The 18,941-nt window shown below is 58.4% G+C and carries 18 protein-coding genes; 2 read left to right on the top strand and 16 right to left on the bottom strand.

Annotation, left to right across the window (positions count from 1 at the left end; genetic code table 11):
- From BUC26_RS13000 to BUC26_RS12975, 6 genes are all read right to left on the bottom strand, one after another.
- A complete protein-coding gene (locus tag BUC26_RS13000) occupies positions 1 to 1,398 on the bottom strand; it encodes an MmgE/PrpD family protein (RefSeq protein WP_073376682.1) in 1,398 nt (465 codons plus the stop codon).
- A gap of 58 nt (positions 1,399 to 1,456) precedes the next feature.
- Positions 1,457 to 2,176, bottom strand: a complete 720-nt coding sequence (locus tag BUC26_RS12995) for a succinate dehydrogenase/fumarate reductase iron-sulfur subunit (RefSeq protein ID WP_073376681.1) — start codon at positions 2,174 to 2,176, stop codon at positions 1,457 to 1,459.
- 50 nt (positions 2,177 to 2,226) lie between these two features.
- On the bottom strand, positions 2,227 to 4,023 hold the full coding sequence (locus BUC26_RS12990; RefSeq protein WP_073376679.1) for an FAD-binding protein: 1,797 nt from the start codon (positions 4,021 to 4,023) through the stop codon (positions 2,227 to 2,229).
- Between the two features lie 13 nt (positions 4,024 to 4,036).
- Positions 4,037 to 4,837 (bottom strand): succinate dehydrogenase, hydrophobic membrane anchor protein, encoded by an 801-nt coding sequence (gene sdhD, locus BUC26_RS12985; RefSeq protein ID WP_073376677.1) that lies wholly within the window; start codon positions 4,835 to 4,837, stop codon positions 4,037 to 4,039.
- 22 nt (positions 4,838 to 4,859) lie between these two features.
- Positions 4,860 to 5,639 carry a GntR family transcriptional regulator gene (locus BUC26_RS12980; RefSeq protein WP_161949852.1) on the bottom strand — a complete coding sequence of 260 codons (780 nt, stop codon included), beginning with the start codon at positions 5,637 to 5,639 and terminating at the stop codon, positions 4,860 to 4,862.
- A gap of 206 nt (positions 5,640 to 5,845) precedes the next feature.
- Positions 5,846 to 6,502 carry a lactate utilization protein gene (locus tag BUC26_RS12975; protein ID WP_073376673.1) on the bottom strand — a complete coding sequence of 219 codons (657 nt, stop codon included), beginning with the start codon at positions 6,500 to 6,502 and terminating at the stop codon, positions 5,846 to 5,848.
- A 430-nt stretch (positions 6,503 to 6,932) separates the two neighbouring features.
- Here BUC26_RS12975 and BUC26_RS12970 point away from each other — a divergent pair, with 430 nt between their 5' ends.
- Complete coding sequence (locus BUC26_RS12970; RefSeq protein WP_073376671.1) at positions 6,933 to 7,295, top strand: cell wall hydrolase; 363 nt, start codon at positions 6,933 to 6,935, stop codon at positions 7,293 to 7,295.
- Between the two features lie 58 nt (positions 7,296 to 7,353).
- Here the strand turns inward: BUC26_RS12970 and BUC26_RS12965 are convergent, their stop codons facing one another.
- Genes BUC26_RS12965 through BUC26_RS12950 form a run of 4 tightly spaced genes read right to left on the bottom strand, consistent with a single transcriptional unit; the run spans position 7,354 to position 10,538 of the window.
- The gene (locus tag BUC26_RS12965; RefSeq protein ID WP_073376669.1) at positions 7,354 to 8,556 is read right to left on the bottom strand and encodes a DegT/DnrJ/EryC1/StrS family aminotransferase; all 1,203 of its coding nucleotides are present in this window, start codon (positions 8,554 to 8,556) and stop codon (positions 7,354 to 7,356) included.
- A gap of 30 nt (positions 8,557 to 8,586) precedes the next feature.
- Positions 8,587 to 8,949, bottom strand: coding sequence for an aspartate 1-decarboxylase (gene panD / locus BUC26_RS12960; protein ID WP_073376667.1), 363 nt, complete (start codon positions 8,947 to 8,949; stop codon positions 8,587 to 8,589).
- 39 nt (positions 8,950 to 8,988) lie between these two features.
- Positions 8,989 to 9,849 carry a pantoate--beta-alanine ligase gene (gene panC, locus BUC26_RS12955; RefSeq protein WP_073376665.1) on the bottom strand — a complete coding sequence of 287 codons (861 nt, stop codon included), beginning with the start codon at positions 9,847 to 9,849 and terminating at the stop codon, positions 8,989 to 8,991.
- The gene (locus BUC26_RS12950) at positions 9,846 to 10,538 is read right to left on the bottom strand and encodes a tetratricopeptide repeat protein (protein ID WP_073376664.1); all 693 of its coding nucleotides are present in this window, start codon (positions 10,536 to 10,538) and stop codon (positions 9,846 to 9,848) included. The genes panC and BUC26_RS12950 overlap by 4 nt, the downstream gene beginning before the upstream one ends.
- 142 nt (positions 10,539 to 10,680) lie before the next feature.
- On the opposite strand from BUC26_RS12950, the gene xseA reads away from it, so the two are divergent.
- Positions 10,681 to 12,060, top strand: a complete 1,380-nt coding sequence (xseA, locus tag BUC26_RS12945) for an exodeoxyribonuclease VII large subunit (protein WP_073376662.1) — start codon at positions 10,681 to 10,683, stop codon at positions 12,058 to 12,060.
- Positions 12,061 to 12,134: 74 nt separating this feature from the next.
- Here xseA and ndk read toward each other — a convergent pair whose 3' ends face one another.
- The 6 genes from ndk to BUC26_RS12915 all read right to left on the bottom strand — a co-directional run bounded on the left by ndk (position 12,135) and on the right by BUC26_RS12915 (position 18,933).
- Entirely contained in the window at positions 12,135 to 12,557 is a 423-nt protein-coding gene (gene ndk / locus BUC26_RS12940) for a nucleoside-diphosphate kinase (RefSeq protein ID WP_073376661.1), read from the bottom strand.
- A gap of 206 nt (positions 12,558 to 12,763) precedes the next feature.
- Positions 12,764 to 13,279, bottom strand: a complete 516-nt coding sequence (locus BUC26_RS12935; protein WP_073376659.1) for a hypothetical protein — start codon at positions 13,277 to 13,279, stop codon at positions 12,764 to 12,766.
- Positions 13,279 to 13,929, bottom strand: coding sequence for a precorrin-8X methylmutase (locus tag BUC26_RS12930; RefSeq protein ID WP_073376730.1), 651 nt, complete (start codon positions 13,927 to 13,929; stop codon positions 13,279 to 13,281). Before BUC26_RS12930 ends, BUC26_RS12935 begins: the two co-directional genes overlap by 1 nt.
- On the bottom strand, positions 13,926 to 15,308 hold the full coding sequence (locus tag BUC26_RS12925; protein ID WP_073376657.1) for a cobyrinic acid a,c-diamide synthase CobB: 1,383 nt from the start codon (positions 15,306 to 15,308) through the stop codon (positions 13,926 to 13,928). Before BUC26_RS12925 ends, BUC26_RS12930 begins: the two co-directional genes overlap by 4 nt.
- A gap of 1 nt (position 15,309) precedes the next feature.
- Positions 15,310 to 16,317 carry an adenosylcobinamide-phosphate synthase CbiB gene (gene cbiB / locus BUC26_RS12920; protein WP_073376655.1) on the bottom strand — a complete coding sequence of 336 codons (1,008 nt, stop codon included), beginning with the start codon at positions 16,315 to 16,317 and terminating at the stop codon, positions 15,310 to 15,312.
- A 6-nt stretch (positions 16,318 to 16,323) separates the two neighbouring features.
- Entirely contained in the window at positions 16,324 to 18,933 is a 2,610-nt protein-coding gene (locus BUC26_RS12915) for a cobyric acid synthase (RefSeq protein ID WP_073376653.1), read from the bottom strand.
- Between the last annotated feature and the right edge of the window lie 8 nt (positions 18,934 to 18,941).

The following is an 18,941-nucleotide window of genomic DNA, read 5'->3' as shown; positions in this document are numbered from 1 at the left end:
TCAAACACCTTCAGACACCGGAGGTACGCACAGTCCGGACAGCAATTCCCTGACGGATGGGCACGCTTCTATGGCGCGCACCCGGGCAACGATTGCTTCGCAGCGCTGCGAATCGACAACATCGCCGGCAAGACTGTTGAATTTTACGATAATCTCGTCCCACGTCAGCGGATTCTCCGGGTCTCCTTTGGGATGATCGAGCCGGCACCGGCAGGTCCGGCCGTCCGTGGTGACGATGGCAACGCTTGCCGGCCATTTCCGCGGAAAATCCTTCTCGATAGTTTCGTCACGAACGCAGTGTACCCGCTTCATGAGCGCCCGAACTTCCTCTGAGTTAACATTTTCCAGGCAATACTGATTGAGAAAAGCGTTGCCGTTGCAGAGCGCCACCGCTGCTCCGAACGGCATCGAGAATTGCGCATCCACGACGCTCTGCGGATTGGCTTTGAGCTCCGGGGGGTCGGCCACCAGAGCGAAACCGGCCTGCAGGATGGCCACCTCGATCCGTTCCACATCATCCGGACCGATCTGCTGCTCCCGGGCCAATTGCAGGATACAGTCGATAGCTCCCTGTTTATAGCGGCAGCAAGCATGCGGCTTGATGCTGGTATTCATCACTTCCCAGGGGCGCGCCCAGCCGGCCAGGACCTTGCTGCTGTCGGAAGCCGGTGAATAGGCGTGCAGGAAACCGAATTTTCCTTCGATGATGCTCGCCGGACCGGTAAATCCTTCGGCTGCCAGCAGTGCGGCGATAACACCGGCATGTGCCGACCAACCGGCATGCAGCCGCTTGGTGAAGCTCCCGTCGGCGAGAAATTCCATCGACCCGGCCGCCTGACTGCCGGCGATACCGAGGGCGTTGGTCATCTGCTGCTCATCGAGTCCGAGCATGCAGGCCGCGGCAATGGCGGCGCCCATGGTGCCGCAGGTACCGGTGGGATGAAAGCCTTGCGCGTAGTGGGCGGCAGGATCCAGGGCGATTCCCAGTTTCACGGTTACCTCGTAACCGGCGACAATCGCCTCGATCAACCTCGCTCCCGAACTTTCGGCCAGGTATCCGGCGGCCAGGGCAGCCGACATCACCGACACGGCAGGGTGCAGAGACGCGGCGTTGACCACATCATCGAGTTCCAGGGAATGGGCGGCAGTACCCAAGGCCAATGCGGCATAGGGGGCGTCGGCACGCAGCCCGGTGCCACAGACCGGCACAGCGGACGGACCGGCAGCACGGCCCAGTAGAAAACGTTGGATTGGCTGCGAGGAATCGCTGAGCGTACCGCGAAGAGCAACACCCAGGTAATCGAGGAGCAGGTAGGCAACCCGATCTCTGACCGCTTCATCGAGTTTGCTACAGGTAATCTGCTGACAGCGACGAACAATCTCTCTGGTCAGTTCCATGACACTCTCCTCCTGCTGAACGGTGGTGTGCAACTCTGCTGGTAAACAATATCGCCCGTTATGAGGACGTTATCGCCCCCTGTTTGGCCAAGGCCATAAAATGGGCGACATCGATTTCTTTTGGACAGACAAACGAACAAGCCTGCGACGAATGGCAGCGATACACGCCATTTTCGCTGTAAATCGTCTCCAGCCGCTGCTGTTTTTCATCCTCACGAGGATCCATGACCCGGACGATGGCGGCCAGCATTGCATTGGGACCGAGAAAGGTGTCATGGCTGGCGATACAGGCCGCAGAACAGCAAAAACAGTTGATACAGCGCGTCGCATCGACGTAGCGGTCCAGTTCCTCAGGGCTGATCTGGTGCGCTTCCCCGTCGGCGGCAGGCTGGCGGGGCGAAATGATATAGGGCTTAACCTGATCGATTCGGGCGTAGGCCTGATCGGTATCGATTACCAGATCACGGACTACCGACGCCACCGGAAGCGGTTCAATGAAAAACGTCGTGGAGCCAAATTCATTAACCGCATTTTCGACAAGCAGCTCGCAAGCTAGCATCGGTTTGCCGTTAATGCGCACCGAACAGCTGCCGCATTGCCCGTGCTCGCATGATGATCCCCAGGCCAGGGTGGCATCCTGTTCATCGTTTATTTTACGAAACAGATCGACAAAACGCATGATCCGGCCGGCTTCGAGTTGGTAGGTCTGCACCCAGGTCCGATTCTGATAGGGGTCGTAGCGTCGTATGTTCAGCGTCAGGTCGTAGCTTGTTTTCATCGATGTCACCGGTCAGGGCAATGGGTTGAGCGTAACGAAAGAAAATGAGATCAATATTTCCGCTCGATGTAGTCGAATTTTTCATGATGTTCACCGCCGGCAGCAAACAGGCTCATGTCGATTTCCCGCCGGCCGATCTCGACCGTCGGGAATGACACCATTGAGGCCAGCGTATGGTAGTTGAACTCATCCTTTCGTTCCGGGTAATCATCACGAAAATGGGCACCGCGCGATTCTTTTCGATGCAGCGCGGCCTGGCTGATGGCCATGGCGACCATCAGCAGGTTGTCGAGTTCCCAGCGGTTCAGCAACTCCTGATTCATGGCCAGATCCCGGCACGCCAACGGCGCCCGATGGGCTCGCTCGTAGGATTCGGCAAGGTCTTCGATGGCCTCGTTCATGGTCTTTTCAGTTCGAAAGACACTGACTTTTTCGGTCATCATGGTGCGCATCGCGTTCCTGATCAGACCAACGCTTTCGCTGCCCGTCGCCTCCATATAGGTAGAAAACCTGGCGGCGAAACGGTCGCCGGCGATATCCTGATGCTTGCCGTACTCCTCTTTGATATATGGAATTAACCGCTCAGCCACCAGCTTGCCCATGGTAATCAATTCCAGGATGGAGTTGGTCCCAAGACGATTGAAGCCGTGGAAACTGGCAGCTGCGCACTCGCCGACCGCGTAGAGCCCGCCGATAATCTGTTGGTCGCCATCCTGCACTTCCCCGAAGGCATTGGTCGGAATGCCCCCCATGTGGTAATGGTTGCTCGGCCGCACCGGGCACAGATCCTTTTTCGTATCAAGGTTGACATAGCGTTTGAAAAAGGATGAAACTTCGGGGATCTGTTTTTCATGTACGTCATCGGAGAGATGGCGCAGATCAATCCAGACATGGGGAATATTATGATCGGGATTGACGATGCCCCGCCCCTCACGGATCTCCGATTCGATAGCTCGAGCGACCAGATCACGTGGAGCCAGTTCTTTCATCTTCGGGGCATAGTTGACCATGAATGGCTCAAGATCGCGGTTGCGAAGGATGCCGCCAACCGAACGTAGCGTCTCGCTGGCCAGAATCCCCGGGCCGACAATGCCGGTCGGGTGGAACTGCACCGCCTCGGGGTCCATGATCGGCAGGCCCGCCTGCAAGGCGAGCGCCAAGCCGTCACCGGTGTTCTGCCGGCAATTGGTGGTGACCCGAAAAACCTGGCCGCTGCCGCCGGTGGCGATCACCGTGGCCTTGGCCAGGATTTTGACGAATTGGCCGTCTTTCTGCTTGAAGGCAATACAACCACCGCACCGGCGATCCTTGATCAACAACTCGACGGCAATACACTGGTTGAAAAAGCGGATACCGTTTTTCAGGGTTTCTCCCCAGCTGGTATCCATGATGCCTTTGCCGGTACGATCGGCCTCAAATACCGCACGATAAACCGAAGCCTCACCAAAATTTCTGGTGTGTCCGCCAAATGTCCGCTTGCTCAACCGTCCTTCCCGATCGCGGGAAAAATGCATGCCTCGATTTTCCAGCCAGAGGATCTGCTCCCAGGCGGACTCGCAGATCAGTTTCACGACGTTCTGGTCGGCGGTGCAATCGGAACCTTTCCAGGTATCGAACATGTGAAACAGTGTTGAATCCAGCGGATCCCTCGGGTCGACGGCGGCCAACCCACCCTGGGCGGTGGAAGTATGCGACTTCTGGGGATGAGATACCTTGGTCAGTGCATAGACCGACGCACCCGGCATCTGTTCGAGGACTTCGGCGGCACAGCGCAACGCGGCGCCACCGGCACCGATGATTAACACGTCGCACCGCAGGGTTGCGGCTATATGCAGAGCAGCAGTCATCTGTTCTCCTCCGTCAGATCGAAACGATCATTTGAACGCCTTGCCAGGTGAAATACAGACTGACAAGGACGATAACACCGGTACACACTGTCCTGGCCCGCGGGGAGGCCAAATAATCGAGAAAGATACCTCGAACACCGTAGGCGGCGTGAAACATGACGCCGATCAGCAGCAGCAGATCGACGAGTTTAATAAAACCATTGTTCATCCGGGCGATGATCACCTGAGCATCTCTACCGAGTGCCGGATCGAGGTGCATGAAGAGCATGTGCGCCGGGATCATCAGCAACAAAAATGCCGCACTGATGCGTTGCAGTTTCCAACCCTTGGACGCGCCGGAGATGCGTAGCCTGGTGATAGTCATATAGGTAAACAGGACACTGCTCAAAGCCAGATAACTCCAGAAGAAGACGGGTGAAACCTGCTGGTTGCCCAGGGCCATGAAGATACCGAGAAGCAGCAGGTAACAACCGGACAGCACCATGACCCAATTGAGCACGAGGCGATCCCTGCGGTTGCCAAAAACTTCGTAGAGCAGTAATCGGCCTCCGTTGAGCGCGTGAAAGATAACCGGAACAGCCAGCAACCACTCAACATAAATGGGAAAGAGTGCCGCGAACGTCTGCATCTTGTTTTCAAAAGCGGCAGGATTGCGCAGGCTGGCCAGTGTCGTAACATGAAAGAGCAGATAGCCGGCCAGCAACACCCCACTGATCCGGTGCGCCCAGGAAACAACGTAAGGCCAGCCTTTGATTCGATGCAGATGGAAAAAGTACCTGACCAGTGGATATCGTTCAGCCGTGGAAGATGTCATGATAACGCTCCGCTCGCAAATCTCATTGATGGTCCCGTTGTTTGCTGTTTTCCCGTCGTTTCTTGCCCGCCGCTTTATCCCGTTCAACCGGCGTCAGTCCACGACCGCCGGGCCGCTCGCACTTGCTCAAATAGTCGAGAAACCGATCCAGGGCGATATTGATATGATCCTCTACCAATCGGCCGATCTCATCGACATCGGCATGCGGATCGGCAAACATATCGTAAATCTGCTGATGGACCTGGCAACTGTTTTCCAGGCTCTCCTGGTAGTACTGGTAGGAAAAGCGATGCCACAGATTCTGCATCCGCAGCGTCCGCAGCGTTGCGATGAGCAACTCGTTGCCCGAAGCTTTGATGAAGTGTTCGTGAAAGATCAGGTGATGACGGTAGTAGGCTCTGGTATCTCCTCCTGCCACCGCGGTTTTCATCATATCCAGGGTGTCGGCCAGGGCGGCCAGTGTATCCTGCTTCATGGCGAGGGCCGCAAGCCGGGCCGCAAGCCCTTCAAGGACGGCCCGCACCGGAAAATGCTGCTGGATGTCGGTGCGGCTGATACGTTTGACAAAAGTGCCGCGTCGCGGCAAAATGTCGACAAGGCCGTTTTTTTCAAGCTCTCTGAAGGCTTCGCGGAGCGGCGACCGGCTGACTCCGAAATGATGCTGCAGGTCCTGTTCGACAAGCTGATCTCCACCCTTGAACTGCCCCTCCAGGATCGCCGTGGTCAGCATTTCGGCGACCTGGGCACCAAGTCCAACCGGTTTTCGCCCCCCCTCATTGTCTCCTGCCTGCGTCAGTGCCATCAGAAAACGTTCCTCCCACCCGGCGTGCCTGTTCAGCGCCATATCGTAGCTGCCTGAAGGCGGTTTCACGCAACAAAAAAACGAGCCACCGGTGGTTGTATTATTGTCGATACTGCAATTGTCGACAATTTACCGCGCTCTATTCCAAAGGGCAAGGAAATTCGTTCTCTCGGGAACCGGCCGCAACACCGGTTTACCACAAGTGCTTATAAACCGAGATCTTCGTTAACGAGAATGATGGAAATCCTACCCTTTGGATAAGACTTTTCGGTGATGGTCCAGGTGTTGCAAATTCGATCCGGACTTCGGCAATCGTGACAAAATGATGTTTTTCGACACGGCATTTTCCAACCATCATGACGCAGGGCGTTGAGCGGTGCGGCAATCCTCTTGATGCGCCGGCGTGCTTCGTCCACATCGGCAACTACTTTGTTTCGGCCAATAACCAGAACCACCGCACGCGGACCGAAGGTTATCGCTCCGACCCGATTGCCGACCATGTCCAGGTTGACGAGCTGCCCCGCCTCGGTAACACCGTTGCTACCGGTCAAAAAAAGATCAACGAGCAGCGCCTGCCGGCGTCGCTCGAGTAGTTCCTCCCGCGGCACGCCTTCGGCAAAGGTCTCGATAACCGTGACTCCCGGCAGATTTTTCGCATCGGTAAGGATGCCGGTCGCCTCGAGACTCATCGAATCGGCCCATGACACCGTCTGCACGGAAAGCGTAGGAAGAATTGTTTCGTTGAATATCGCTCGAGCTTCGCTGCAGGAATTGGCAATGACGACGCGAAAATTGTTTCTTGTCAAGGCCTCACGACAATGCTCCAACCGGAGCTGCCAAAAGTGCTCGTGCCATACCTCCATCTCGGTTCCTCCATAAAGAGAGATAGTCCTATCCACGATCAGTGGAGCAGTCGATAATGCAGCAGAACGAATGAATGCTGCAAAAAGGGGCAACAGAAGTCAGTGCCGATGCGAGCCGCGCCCGCCTACCAAAGTAACGGAGTCATTAAAGTTTTTCCGCCCCCGCAAAAACGGATGAGCCCCGGCGCCGGATCAGGCCGCAGCAAGGCGTCCGGTTTTTGCTTGACTGTGGTCCGATCGCCATTATATTTTCGTCAACCGTGTAGAGCGGGGGCTTACGCTCCTCGACAAGAACAGATGATCAAAGACCTGCTAACAAGAACGTATCCTCTCTCATCCACCACCGACTCGAAGGAGCCGGGTAAGGCGAATCAAGTCGATCGCTAACACACGCAATGAACATCGTAATCAGTTCCGGGGAGGATGCACTATGACCCTACTCGAAGGCCTGCTATGGCTGACCCTCAACGTCTATCACGAAGCCCGATCCGAACCGCAGATAGGTCAGGTGGCAATCGTTCATGTGACGCTGAACCGGGCGCTTGAACAGCACCTGCCAATTCAGGAGGTAGTACGGCAGCCGTATCAGTTCAGCTGGACCTTTCAGAAGCAATCATATCTGCCCGAGGACCCTGACGCCTTTCTGCGCAGCCTGCGCTCCGTTCTGATTGCCTTGCAAACACCGGACTTTACGGCCGGCGCAACCCATTACCACCTCGACTCGATTACTCCCGATTGGGTTTCCGACTATACCTACATCGCCCAGTTCGGTTCCCACAAGTTCTACAAATAAACGAAATAAAAACGGCCGGCGAATCGCTTCAACCGGCCGCTTCCTGTCGGCAAACAGCTTACGCGTCAGCCGCCATTTGCAAAGCCGTGGCAATCTGCGCCAGACGGCTCTCCGGCATTTTGATGGAAACCGGGTAGACCAGCGTCCGCTTCATCAATTCGACCGACGCAGGCAGCGCATCGGGATCGTAGACCACCCGTTTACGGCCGCCCGGCTCGGCAAACGGCCAACCGCTCGCAACCCGCGAAGAACCGGCCAACAAGTGCTCCCAGCGCGGGTAGAAGTGCCAGCTGTTATCGGCAAAAGAGATTGCTCCGACACCCTGCTCGCAAAGAACGGTATTGACGCGCCGCTGCTGCTCTTCATCTTGCAGAATAAAAGCGAAGAAGGTAGCGGAATCACCGGCTGCATCGGGATGTTTGCGAAATTCGACTCCCGGCAGCACGGCAGCAGCCTCCTGCAAGCGACTCTTATGTGCTCGCTGGGATTCGATCATTGCATCGAGCTTGGCCAACTGAGCAAGTCCGATGGCACCCTGCAATTCCATCATCCGGTAATTATCACCGAGAAAGTGACGCCCCTCCCCGCCCCTGCCACCGGCATTGGGCAGATGATCGTGGCCATGGTCGTGATACTCGGACATGGCCCGCCACAACTCCTCGTCATCGGTGATGATCATACCTCCTTCTCCGGTGGTCAGCGTCTTGACAGGATCAAAGGAGAAGGTGCCGCATCTGCCGAATGTTCCCAGATGACGGCCGCCAACTCGACCACCGGCCGCCTGTGCCGTGTCTTCCAGCACCGGAACGCCCGCTTCTGCACCAATGGCGGTGATACGGTCGATATCGGCAGCACCGCCGAGCATGTGCACCGGAATGATGCAGGCCGTCCGGTCGGTGATCTTCTTTTTCAGGTCGCCGGGATCCATGGCCAGGGTCTGATCGATTTCGGCAAAGACCGGAATGGCCCCAACCTCGAGAATCGCCTCCCAGGTGGCGACGAAGGTGAATCCCTGGGTAATCACTTCATCACCCGGGCCGATGCCGAGGGCCCTGAGCGCCACTTTCAGGGCCGCGGTACCCGACGTTACCGCCTGAGCGCAGGCGGCTCCGGTATAGGCCGCAAACGCCTGTTCGAATTCTCGAACCTTGTAGATGCCCCGTCGCTGTTCAGCAAATTCATAACGAAACAAGACACCGGTGTCCAGAACCTCCATGATCTGCTGCCGCTCTTCCTTTCCCAACACTTCGAAACCAGGCATTCTCTTCTCTCCTCTGCTCTCATCGACCGGTTACCCGGCGATCATCTCTTTGATACGATTATTCGATCCGAGCAAGGCGATCTGCGGTCGATAGTTCGCCAGATCGGCCGCGTCGACCAGGCAGTAGCTGACGATGATTATCAGATCGCCGACCATCCCCTTCCTGGCTGCCGCGCCGTTCAACCCGACCGTGCCGCTGCCGCCGGGCGCCTTTATGGCGTAGGTTTCAAACCGCTCGCCATTGTTGATATTGTAAATATGGATCCGTTCGAACTCACGCAGCCCGACGGCCGCCATCAACTCCTGATCGATGGACAGACTGCCTTCATAAGATAGTTCTGCATGGGTTATGGTGGCCCGATGCAGCTTGGCTTTGAGCATAAACTCCTGCATAATTCTCATCTCACTCGTCTTTTTATCAGTGGGGGCCGGTCAACTGAGCGTCATTAGTGCCAGGTTGTCGATCAGCCGCACCCTGCTGCCGACCTGCATGGCGCCGATAACGCGGCATCCGGAATCCACCCGATCGCGTTCCTGCAACGATACTTCTTCGATAATGGTGAAATATTCAACGCTGCACAACGGTTCCGCCGCAATCATCTTCCGGCCGATCTCACGCAACTCGGCCGCCGGTATCTCGAATCCGGCCCGCTGCGCCTCCTGCTGGACGGTCAGGAGGGCCCGATAGAGAACCAGTGCCGCACGCCGCTCGTCCTCAGACAGATAAACATTTCGTGAACTCATGGCCAGGCCGTCTTCTTCCCGAACGGTTGGATGACCGACAATCTGCACCGGCAAGTGCAGGTCGGCCACCAGCCGTTTGACGACGGCCAGTTGCTGGAAATCCTTTTCACCAAAAACCGCGTAATCGGGATCGAGGATATTGAACAACTTAGTCACAACGGTGGTCACACCGCGAAAATGTCCAGGTCTACCGGCGCCGCAGAGTCCCTGGCTGAGGGGTCCGACTTCAACGATCGTCTGGTCTTCGGGCCCGTATATCGCGTCAACTTCCGGACAAAAGAGTAGATCGACCCCCCTGGCCCTGGCCTTGTCGCAATCCCCGTCAAGATCGCGCGGGTAAACGGTGAAATCTTCACTGGGACCGAATTGCGTCGGATTGACAAAGAGACTGACCACCACCCGGTCGGCCAACTCTCGCGCCTTGTCCATCAAGGCGCAATGACCGGCATGGTAAAAGCCCATGGTCGGTACCAGGCCGACCCGGTCGCCCTGGCGCCGCCATCGGCCGATCATCTCCCTGGTTTTCCGGATTGACGATTCGACGATCACAGCGTCGCCTTGAGGCTGGCAATCTTCTCTTCGACCAGACCACGCTGGCCGCTGCCGCCCTGTCCGGCAGCATTCGTCAGATATTGCTCGTAGACCTGCACAGCCTGTTCGCTCTGGCCGGACAACTCATAAACCCGACCGAGGCCGAGATAGCCGATATCGGCAAAACCCTCGGTGGTTTTCAGCGTTTCATAGGCGGCCCGCGCCCGGTCGAAATCGGCCAGTACCTCGCTGGTCAGCGCAATGCCATAAGTCAGCAGCGGTCGCAACGGCGACGAGCCACCGATTTCTTCACGTACCTCGATATAGGTCTGTCGGGCCCGCTCGACGTCGCCGCTGCTCGCCTGTTCATGGGCTCGGGAGATCTTTGCCCAGAGTGCGGCATCGGTGCCGCTGTAGGATTCTTCAACGGCCGTCAGCGCTCCAATCAGTTCCTGGCCGTTGTGTTCGACGGCCTCGGCAAGTGCCGCGGAGGCCTCTTCGATTCTGTTTTGCCGATATGAACCGTACCATGAGCCGGCGACCACACCGACGACGATAAGCGCCGCAACTATCTGGATAGTGCGCGTATGCCGTTTGACAAAAGCGATCCATGCCGGCGGCAGATTGAATTGTTCCAGCAACCCTTCGAGATTGTTTTTGTCGCGCTCGTCGACATACGGTTTTACAAACACATCTTCTTTGGCCATGACGGTCTCCGCATCGATCAATTGCCGATATCACATTTTCCGGGTAAATTTCAGGCTGTCATTTATAGTACAAATGCATCCGGGTGTCCATCGGTAAACGCTGGAAAATTCCCGGCCAAATCCTCTGACCAGAGCATCCGCAATGATTGTCAAGGACGTCAAAACCGTCAGTGAACTGACCAAAGACATCTCCCAGCTGCTGGAAGGCAGGTACCGATTTGTCCGTGTGGCCGGAGAGATTTCCGGTCTGCGGCGCCCGTTCTCCGGTCATTATTATTTTCTGCTTAAGGATGCGCAGTGTCAGATCAGGGCGGTTTTGTTCAAAAATCAGCAGTCGTTTCTGTCCCGGGATCCGTGCGACGGCCAGCAGGTCATCTGCGACGGCCGGATTACGGTTTACGAACCGCGCGGCGAATACCAGATTATCGTTGACACGATCGACTTCCATGGAACCGGGCACCTGCAGATCGCCTTCGAACGTTTGAAACAGCGCCTTAAAGAACAGGGCCTGTTCGATGCAGCCACCAAACGATCGATTCCTCGCTTCATCGAAAAAATCGTGCTGATAACGTCGCCGACCGGGGCTGCGGTTCATGATTTCCTTACCGTTTGCCGTAAGCGCAGGGCGTCGCTCCAGGTCCAGATCATCCCGGTTCGCGTCCAGGGCGAAGGAGCGGCCCAGGATATCAGCGGTGCCATCGACCGTGCCCATGAGCTGCACCCCGATGTCATCGTGCTCTGTCGCGGCGGCGGCTCCATTGAAGACTTGTGGGCCTTCAACGAGGAGGAGGTAGCCTGGGCGATGCACCGGGCGCGAATCCCGATCGTTACCGGCATCGGTCATGAAACCGATTTTACCATTGCCGATTTCTGCAGCGACCTCCGCGGGGCAACGCCGACCGGGGCAGCTGAACTGCTGGTCATCGACAACGGTGTCCTGAGCGAGCGGGTAGCGTCTCTTTGCGCACGCCTGCAGCGGAGTCTTACCTGGCGCATCGACTCGATCGGGAGCCGGCTTGATCGTCTCAACCACTTCCTGTCGACATTCGATGCCGCGTTCAGTCAACCGACGTTGCGGCTCGACCGGGCGGCGTCACGGTTGATTGAAAACATGTCCCGTCGCCTGGAACGAGCCCGGCAACGCACCGACGAATTGACCGGTCGGTTGCGGCATAATTCGCCGATCCACGCCATCGACGCCTATCAGAGCCGGGTCAGCCGGCTCCGCGAGATGGTGACCATCTGCGGCCGACAAACCATCGACAAAAAACGCCATCAGTTGCAGCGGGCCGCCGCCGTGCTCGATTCGCTCAGCCCGCTGGCTACAATGGCCCGCGGCTATTCGATCGTCTCCACCATGCCGACCCGAAATCACGACAGCCGCCTGATCACCGACGAACAACAAGTTACCGTAGAGGAACATATCGCCATCACGCTGCATCGGGGCCGGCTCGAGGCACGGGTCACCGCGACACACCCGTCTCCCGCTTCTCCGAAGGCGGCTCTCGATACCGGCGACTGACGGGGGAGACAAGTGCTGCCGGCAGGCCGGACCGAACAGGCCCGGCCCTGTCGCAGCACTGTGGCGAGGATCGTTCAGGAGTTGGTCAACAACTCCAGACCGGAAAAGAAATAACCGATCTCGAAGGCAGCGGTTTCAGGAGCATCGGATCCGTGGGTGGCGTTTTCGCCAACCGACGAGCCAAACTCGCGCCGCAGGGTGCCTGACGCCGCTTCGGCAGGATTGGTGGCGCCCATCAACTCCCGCCATTTTTTGATACCGTTCTCAGCCTCCAGGACCATGACCAGGCACGGCCCGCTGCTCATGAAGTCAGTCAATTCCCCGAAGAAGGGGCGCTCCCGATGAACCGCATAAAAGCCTTCCGCTTCGATCTTACTCAAAAACAGCTTTTTTATGCCGACGACGCGAAATCCTTCCTGATAAATTCTCGTCAGGATTGAGCCGGCATGACCGGCAGCAAAGGCATCTGGTTTAATAATGGCAAATGTTCGTTCCATGGCCGGTTCCCCTTTCTTTTCAGCGATGAGATAAGTACAAGAAACTGTGCTTTCGGACTGATCGTCTCTGCCGGAGACTGCTCGTCAAACTCCAGCGCGACGAGGTTCAGATCCGAAACTGATAGTTAGCGGGACGGAGTGATACCCTGCCCCACCGGCGGTAGATTCTGCCGGTGGCGCTTCTGTAGCATTACCCCGGCGTATTGTCAAGGCTCACGGGCGGTGATCGAGAATCGATCGCTGGCCAGCAGGATGGAATCGACTTCCGCTTCTATCCTGTGCAGCGCGGTGAGGGTTTCCTCGGTACCATGGCGAAATGCGCCGCGCAACAGATCACCCCAATGCTGAATCATATCCGTATCGATTTTCCGCGTCTCGTTATTCTTGGCCCATTCCGTGCCGATTTTCACCCCAAGCCGTTGCATCATCACTTGACGGGTCGGCCATTCTTCTTCGGGGAAGATGGCCAGTAGCTCCTCGGAAATCTCCGACCAACCGTCAAAAAACAGTACCCCTTCCTGGAACCGTCGATACCACTGGCGCTCCTGTTCACTTAATTGCTCGAGAACTTCAGGGCCGATCTCGAGCACGTTGCTGCGGCCACGTTGCTGTTGCTCGAGCTCGCTGCGCTGGCCGTTGGCGGAGACACCGGCGGCACCTATCAATTGGCCAAAAAGGGGGAAAAAGACAATTACCAGGCACAACAAACGAACCTTGTGCATCAGTTTTCCTCTCTGATTTCGGCAATGTGCAGCAGCGCATTAACGATCGCCACGGCTATCGAACTGCCGCCGGTGCGCCCCGTATTGGTAATAAATGGATAGTCCTGTTGCCGTAAAAGCGCTTTGGCTTCGGCGGCGTTGACGAAACCTACCGGCACGCCGACGACCAGCTCCGGACGGAGCTGGCGCCGCTCGACCATCTTCATCACCGTGAGCAGTGCGGTCGGTGCGTTACCGACGGTAATGATGCCGGGATCGTCGGCCATCGTCCGCCGTAGGGCCGTTTCACTCCTGGTCTGGCCGTTGCGCCGGGCCTCTTCGGCAATGCCCGGATCGCCGATCCGACAGATTACCCTGCCGCCAAACCGTTCTACCAGGCCGCGGTTAATGCCGGCCGCTCCCATCGAAACATCGATGACGATCGCCCTCCCCTGCCGGATCGCCGCGATACCGGCGGGGATCGCCCGCTCGTGAAAGACCAGGGACCGGGCGAAACTGAAATCGCCGCTGGCATGGATAACGCGCCTGATGATCCGGAACGTGTGCCTATCGAATGACTCCGGGTGAAGACCGGTCTGGTCAAAAAACTCTTCTTCGATCATCGCGAAACTGAGACGTTCGATATCTTCAGGAGCAACGTCTCTAATCATTCCACCGCGCATGGTTGGTCCCGTTCAAGTTGTCGTCGAAGATGAATCAACACCTTCGGGGTATTGGCAAAATGCAAATGAACATAGCTCCCCAGAGCCGATCCGATACTATAGCCTTCCGAAGAATTATTATCAAGGCGATAGCAGGTCACGATGGGAGGTGTTTCATCGACCGACTGGCCGGCGTCGAGGTCCGAATAATGAAATTCATGACCGAACAGACGGTCCCCGCTACGCCCGAGAAGGCAATCTTGCTGCAACTCGACGGTTCGATAACCGAGCCGCCGCAGCCGCGTCCCCATGGTTGTCCGGAAGGGGAAGATATCGGTCATTTGGTGCAGCTGCCCGGACTGATCGACCAGTTGCCGGCAGAGATACATGAAACCGCCGCACTCACCGTAGATCGGCAGTCCGGCTGCGAAACGCTCGCGCACCGCCGAACGCATCTCCTCGTTGGCACTGAGCGCCGCAGCGTGCAGTTCCGGGTAACCGCCGCCGAAATAGAGCAGGGCCACCCCTTCTGGAAGGTGCCGGTCATGAAGCGGACTGAAGCGAACGATGTCGAAACCGGCCGCGATCAGCAGTTCGAAATTCTGCCGGTAATAGAAGCAGAATGCCTCGTCTTCGGCCACACCGATACGCATGGTCGGCCTGGCTCCGACCGGAGGTCGACCCTTCCGGCCGCGGGACCGCTCTGGTCGGCGCGGCGGGACAGCCAGCTCCAGCATAGCGGGCAGATCGAGATGCTCCTCGATGGTCTGCTCCAGCCGGCGGCGATCGTCATCGGCGAGGGGGTGCTCGCTGCCCATGTGCAGCCCGAGATGCCGCTCGGCAATGGTGAAAGCATGATCGCGCATCACCCAGCCAACGATCTTTGTCCGGCAGTGCTGCCTTACCGTCTGCTCGATCAACTGACGATGGCGCGGTGAGCCGATCCGATTAAAAATCACCCCGCCGATGGTCAGCTCTGCATCGAACTCCTCAAAGCCTTTCAGCTGCGCACCATTGCTCTCCGCACTCGACTGGGCATCAACGATTAGAAAGACCGGTACCTGCAGCACCTTGGCCAACGCTGCGGTGCTGGCGGAGCCGCCGTCGAACAGTCCCATGACCCCCTCGAGCACACAGATATCTGCGGTTTCGGCCCGCTCAAAAAAAAGGTCGCGGCAGGCGTCGGCGCCCATCATGTGCAGATCCAGCGTGTAGGAGACGCGTCCAGTGACCGTTTCGTGCAGCGTCGGATCGATAAAATCCGGCCCGCATTTGAACGGCTGTACACGGTAACCGCGCCGCACCAGGGCTGCCATGATTCCCAGCGTCAGCGTCGTTTTGCCGGCGCCGCTGTGCGTTGCGCCAATGATAAAACAAGCCTGAGCCATATTACCCTGCCACCGCACCAAGCGTGCCGATCGTTATCATCATAGTCGCCGTAAACAGGATTGCGGCGGCGATTAACAGGCGATTGCAGCGCTCGATATCGCCCGCTTCCGGCGGTCTCAGGCCACCGCCGATCAGCGGCTTGGGTTGCTCGGTGCCGAAATAGCTGGCCGTCCCACCCAGCTGGACGCCCAAGGCGCCGGCCGCTGCCGCTTCGGTCTGACCGCTGTTCGGGCTCGAACTCTGCAGACGGTCGCGCCGGAAGACGCGGGCCGACTGCCGGCCGTCGTAGCCGAGCAGGACGGCGGCGCCGATGACGATCAGGCCGCTGATCCTGGCCGGCAGAAACGTAGCCATGTCGTCCGCCCGGGCGCCACACCAGCCGAATTCCCGGTAGCGATCATTTTTGTAACCCCACATCGAGTCCATGGTGTTGATCGCCTTATAGCCGACAGCACCAAGCACCGCTGCACCGTACGGTTCAAGACCGAAACCGGCGCCGGCAAGCGCCGCGACAAGGGCCCAGAAAATCGGCGCGGTGACGCCGTCGACCAGGTTTTCGGCCACCGATTCGATGCAGGCCCGGGCGATCCCACTTGCGTCAAGGGCATCGGTGTCCCGACCGACCATCATCGCCACCGCCTGCCGGGCCTGAACGAGATGGCCCCCGAGCAGGTAACGGCTGACCTGCCGGGCATGACGGATCAAATCACCGGCGGCAATACTGAAAAAGAGAACGGCAGCGGCGAACACCATACCGGCGAGTGGCTGCAGCCGGCTGACAAGCAGCAACAGCGTCAGTGCTACCGCCAAACTGACACCGCTCACCATGCCCCAGGCGAGCGCGCCGCAGAGCCGGACCGGCAACCATCGCTCGGCCCGGCGAGCCAGTCGCTCAGCCCGTTCACAGAGCATGCCGAGCAACCGAACCGGGTGATAGCGCCAGCGGGGATCGCCGATCAGCAGATCGATCGCCAGCACTGCGGCAAGAGAGATGAACAAGACCGCCATAAGCCGTCACAGACCGATCAATCGATAGATGTGTTCCAGCGAAAAACAGGCCCGCACCGTTGCCGCCAGCTCGTCGAGATTCTTGTCCAGATCGTACGAGGCAAGTACCTGGTTCATAGCCGGTAATCCTTTGGCGAGCCGCAGCCGATCGACAAACCAGCGGCGAAACAAATCCTCGTCGAACAGCCCGTGCAGATAGACGCCCCAGATCCGGCCCGTATCGTCGCTGCCGCCGCATGTCGATCCGTCCGGAAATGAGAGCACCGGTGTGAGATGATTTTCAGTCACCCCGTGGTGAATCTCATAGCCGGAAACCGGCAGATTTGAGAGGAGATGGGTGCCGGTCCGCCGGCGCAGGATCTTGCCGGACTGCAGCACGGAGGTACCGGCAAGCAGGCCGAGTCCGGCAACGGCCTCATTATTCGTCTCTAGCCGGTGCGGATCCCTGATTGTTTCGCCGAGCATCTGGTAGCCGCCGCAGATGCCGACCAACGTGCCGCCGGCCGCGACGTATCCATGCAGCGCTTCGACAAAACCCGCCCGGGCCAACGCAACCAGATCGCCGGCGACATTTTTCGATCCGGGCAGAATCACCGCGTCCGGTCGACCGAGGTCAGCAGCCTGAGAGACGAACCGGATGACGACGTCGGGCTCGCCGTGCAATCCATCGATATCGGTATAATTGGAGATATGGGGTAAATCGACGACCGCGATATCCACCTGGTCGGCCGTCGCTGTCTGCCTGCCGTAACAGCCCTCGCGCAAGGCCACCGAATCCTCCTGCGGGATCGCCATCCCGGAGATGTAGGGAACCACCCCGTACACCGGGCGGCCGGTATGACGCTCGATAAAGCGATGGGCTTCATCGAGCAGCGACTGATCGCCGCGGAACTTGTTGACGATAAAGCCGGCGATCAACCGTCGTTCCCACTCTTCGAGTACATCCATGATGCCGGCAAACGACGCGTAGACACCGCCCCGATCGATGTCGCCGACCAGCAGGACCGGCGAGCGGGCCTCCCGGGCCATTTTCATGTTGACAAAATCGTGACGCTTGAGGTTGACCTCGCCAGGAGAGCCGGCCCCTTCCAGCACGATCACATCGTAGTCGGCAGCCAATTCGTGATAGCTCTGCCGTGCGGCGGCCCATGCCTGCTCTTTGTACTGGTGATATGCCCTGACATTCATCGTGCCGACCGGCCGGCCGTTGATAATCACCTGACTACCGGTGTCGCTGTTGGGTTTCAGCAGGACCGGATTCATCCGCCAGTCCGGATCGACCCGGGCCGCCATCGCCTGAACCACCTGGGCCCGCCCCATCTCGCCGCCGTCACGGGTTACATGGGAGTTCAGCGACATATTCTGGGCCTTGAACGGCGCCACCCGCAGACCTTCCTGCAGCAGGATGCGGCAGAACGCTGCAGCCATGATCGACTTGCCAGCGTTGGAGGAGGTGCCCTGGAACATCAAGGCCCGCGCCCGCCTGGTTGGTCGTGACGAAGCGGTCCTTACCGGCGATTCGAAAGCATCCTGCAGCGCCTCGATCAGCTGCCGATTTTCTTCTCCGGTTCGCACGGCGACGCGCAGATAGGTGCGATCGAGACCCTGATAGTTGCTGCACCGCCTGATCACGATGCCCCGTGCCAATAGCCGGGCATAGAGCTCTTCGCCATCCGGCCCGGCGGTACAGCGCAGCAGCAGATAATTGGCCGCCGAGTCGTATACCTTAAGACCGCTGATCCGCGCCAGCCTGCCGGCTAGTTCCTCGCGCAGCCGTCGGCAAGTGCTCCGGGTCGACCGGCAGTAATCGTCGTCGCGCAGTGCCTCGGCGGCAACGCTCTGGGCGAGGGTATTGACCGACCACGGCGGCAATGACTGCCGCATCCGTTCGGCGTAGCGCTCGGGCAGGATACCGAAGCCGACGCGCAGCCCGGGCAGTGCGAAGAACTTGGTCAGCGAGTTGAGCGTGATGATATTGTCGGTGCTGCCGCCAACGGTCTGAAAGTCGGCGGTAAAATCGTGAAACGCCTCATCGACGACAAACAGCGTGTCGGGAAAAGCCTCGGCCGCCGCGCGAATCTCCGTATCGGCCAGCAGTGAGCCGGCCGGGTTAGCCGGGTTACCGAAGATCACGATTTCTCCGCCGTGCAGCCAACCGGCAAGCCGCTCTCCGGTAATGGCAAAACCGTCGGACTCGTCAAGCGTTACCGTCTGTACCGCAAACCCGGTGCCGGTGAACACCCGCTGGTAATCGATATATGACGGCACCGGAATGATCACCGGCCGCGGCTCGATGATATGCGGCAGCAGGTGGAGCAGTTCCGTTGTGCCGTTGGCCGCTACCACCAGGCGTTCGTCGACCCGGTAACGATCGCCAATTGTCCGGATCAATTCCCGGCACTCGGGATCCGGGTAGTGCGCAATCATCGCCAACTGACGATTGACCTGGGAACGCAACCAGGCCGGCGGGCCGAGCGGATTGATGTTGGCGCTGAAATCAAGCAGTTCTGCGGTGTCGCTTATCTCCCGCAGCAGTTTGTAGATATTGCCGCCGTGTTCCTGCCGGCTGAGTGGCGTGCAGTCGGCCGACCGGCCATTTTTATCTGCTGTTTTCATCGGGTGCG

Origin of the sequence: Desulfofustis glycolicus DSM 9705, assembly GCF_900130015.1 — a bacterium.
GTDB lineage: Bacteria > Desulfobacterota > Desulfobulbia > Desulfobulbales > Desulfocapsaceae > Desulfofustis > Desulfofustis glycolicus.
The sequence above is the reverse complement of the archived record's forward strand: the minus strand, read 5'-3'. Positions and strand labels throughout refer to the sequence as shown.

What these genes read in the sequence shown, in the direction of transcription:
- BUC26_RS13000 (WP_073376682.1), bottom strand. Translation starts at nt 1,398, where the DNA reads ATGGAACTGACCAGAGAGATTGTTCGTCGCTGTCAGCAGATTACCTGT.
- BUC26_RS12995 (WP_073376681.1), bottom strand. Translation starts at nt 2,176, where the DNA reads ATGAAAACAAGCTACGACCTGACGCTGAACATACGACGCTACGACCCC.
- BUC26_RS12990 (WP_073376679.1), bottom strand. Translation starts at nt 4,023, where the DNA reads ATGACTGCTGCTCTGCATATAGCCGCAACCCTGCGGTGCGACGTGTTA.
- sdhD (WP_073376677.1), bottom strand. Translation starts at nt 4,837, where the DNA reads ATGACATCTTCCACGGCTGAACGATATCCACTGGTCAGGTACTTTTTC.
- BUC26_RS12980 (WP_161949852.1), bottom strand. Translation starts at nt 5,639, where the DNA reads ATGGCACTGACGCAGGCAGGAGACAATGAGGGGGGGCGAAAACCGGTT.
- BUC26_RS12975 (WP_073376673.1), bottom strand. Translation starts at nt 6,502, where the DNA reads ATGGAGGTATGGCACGAGCACTTTTGGCAGCTCCGGTTGGAGCATTGT.
- BUC26_RS12970 (WP_073376671.1), top strand. Translation starts at nt 6,933, where the DNA reads ATGACCCTACTCGAAGGCCTGCTATGGCTGACCCTCAACGTCTATCAC.
- BUC26_RS12965 (WP_073376669.1), bottom strand. Translation starts at nt 8,556, where the DNA reads ATGCCTGGTTTCGAAGTGTTGGGAAAGGAAGAGCGGCAGCAGATCATG.
- panD (WP_073376667.1), bottom strand. Translation starts at nt 8,949, where the DNA reads ATGCAGGAGTTTATGCTCAAAGCCAAGCTGCATCGGGCCACCATAACC.
- BUC26_RS12950 (WP_073376664.1), bottom strand. Translation starts at nt 10,538, where the DNA reads ATGGCCAAAGAAGATGTGTTTGTAAAACCGTATGTCGACGAGCGCGAC.
- xseA (WP_073376662.1), top strand. Translation starts at nt 10,681, where the DNA reads ATGATTGTCAAGGACGTCAAAACCGTCAGTGAACTGACCAAAGACATC.
- ndk (WP_073376661.1), bottom strand. Translation starts at nt 12,557, where the DNA reads ATGGAACGAACATTTGCCATTATTAAACCAGATGCCTTTGCTGCCGGT.
- BUC26_RS12935 (WP_073376659.1), bottom strand. Translation starts at nt 13,279, where the DNA reads ATGCACAAGGTTCGTTTGTTGTGCCTGGTAATTGTCTTTTTCCCCCTT.
- BUC26_RS12930 (WP_073376730.1), bottom strand. Translation starts at nt 13,929, where the DNA reads ATGATTAGAGACGTTGCTCCTGAAGATATCGAACGTCTCAGTTTCGCG.
- BUC26_RS12925 (WP_073376657.1), bottom strand. Translation starts at nt 15,308, where the DNA reads ATGGCTCAGGCTTGTTTTATCATTGGCGCAACGCACAGCGGCGCCGGC.
- cbiB (WP_073376655.1), bottom strand. Translation starts at nt 16,317, where the DNA reads ATGGCGGTCTTGTTCATCTCTCTTGCCGCAGTGCTGGCGATCGATCTG.
- BUC26_RS12915 (WP_073376653.1), bottom strand. Translation starts at nt 18,933, where the DNA reads ATGAAAACAGCAGATAAAAATGGCCGGTCGGCCGACTGCACGCCACTC.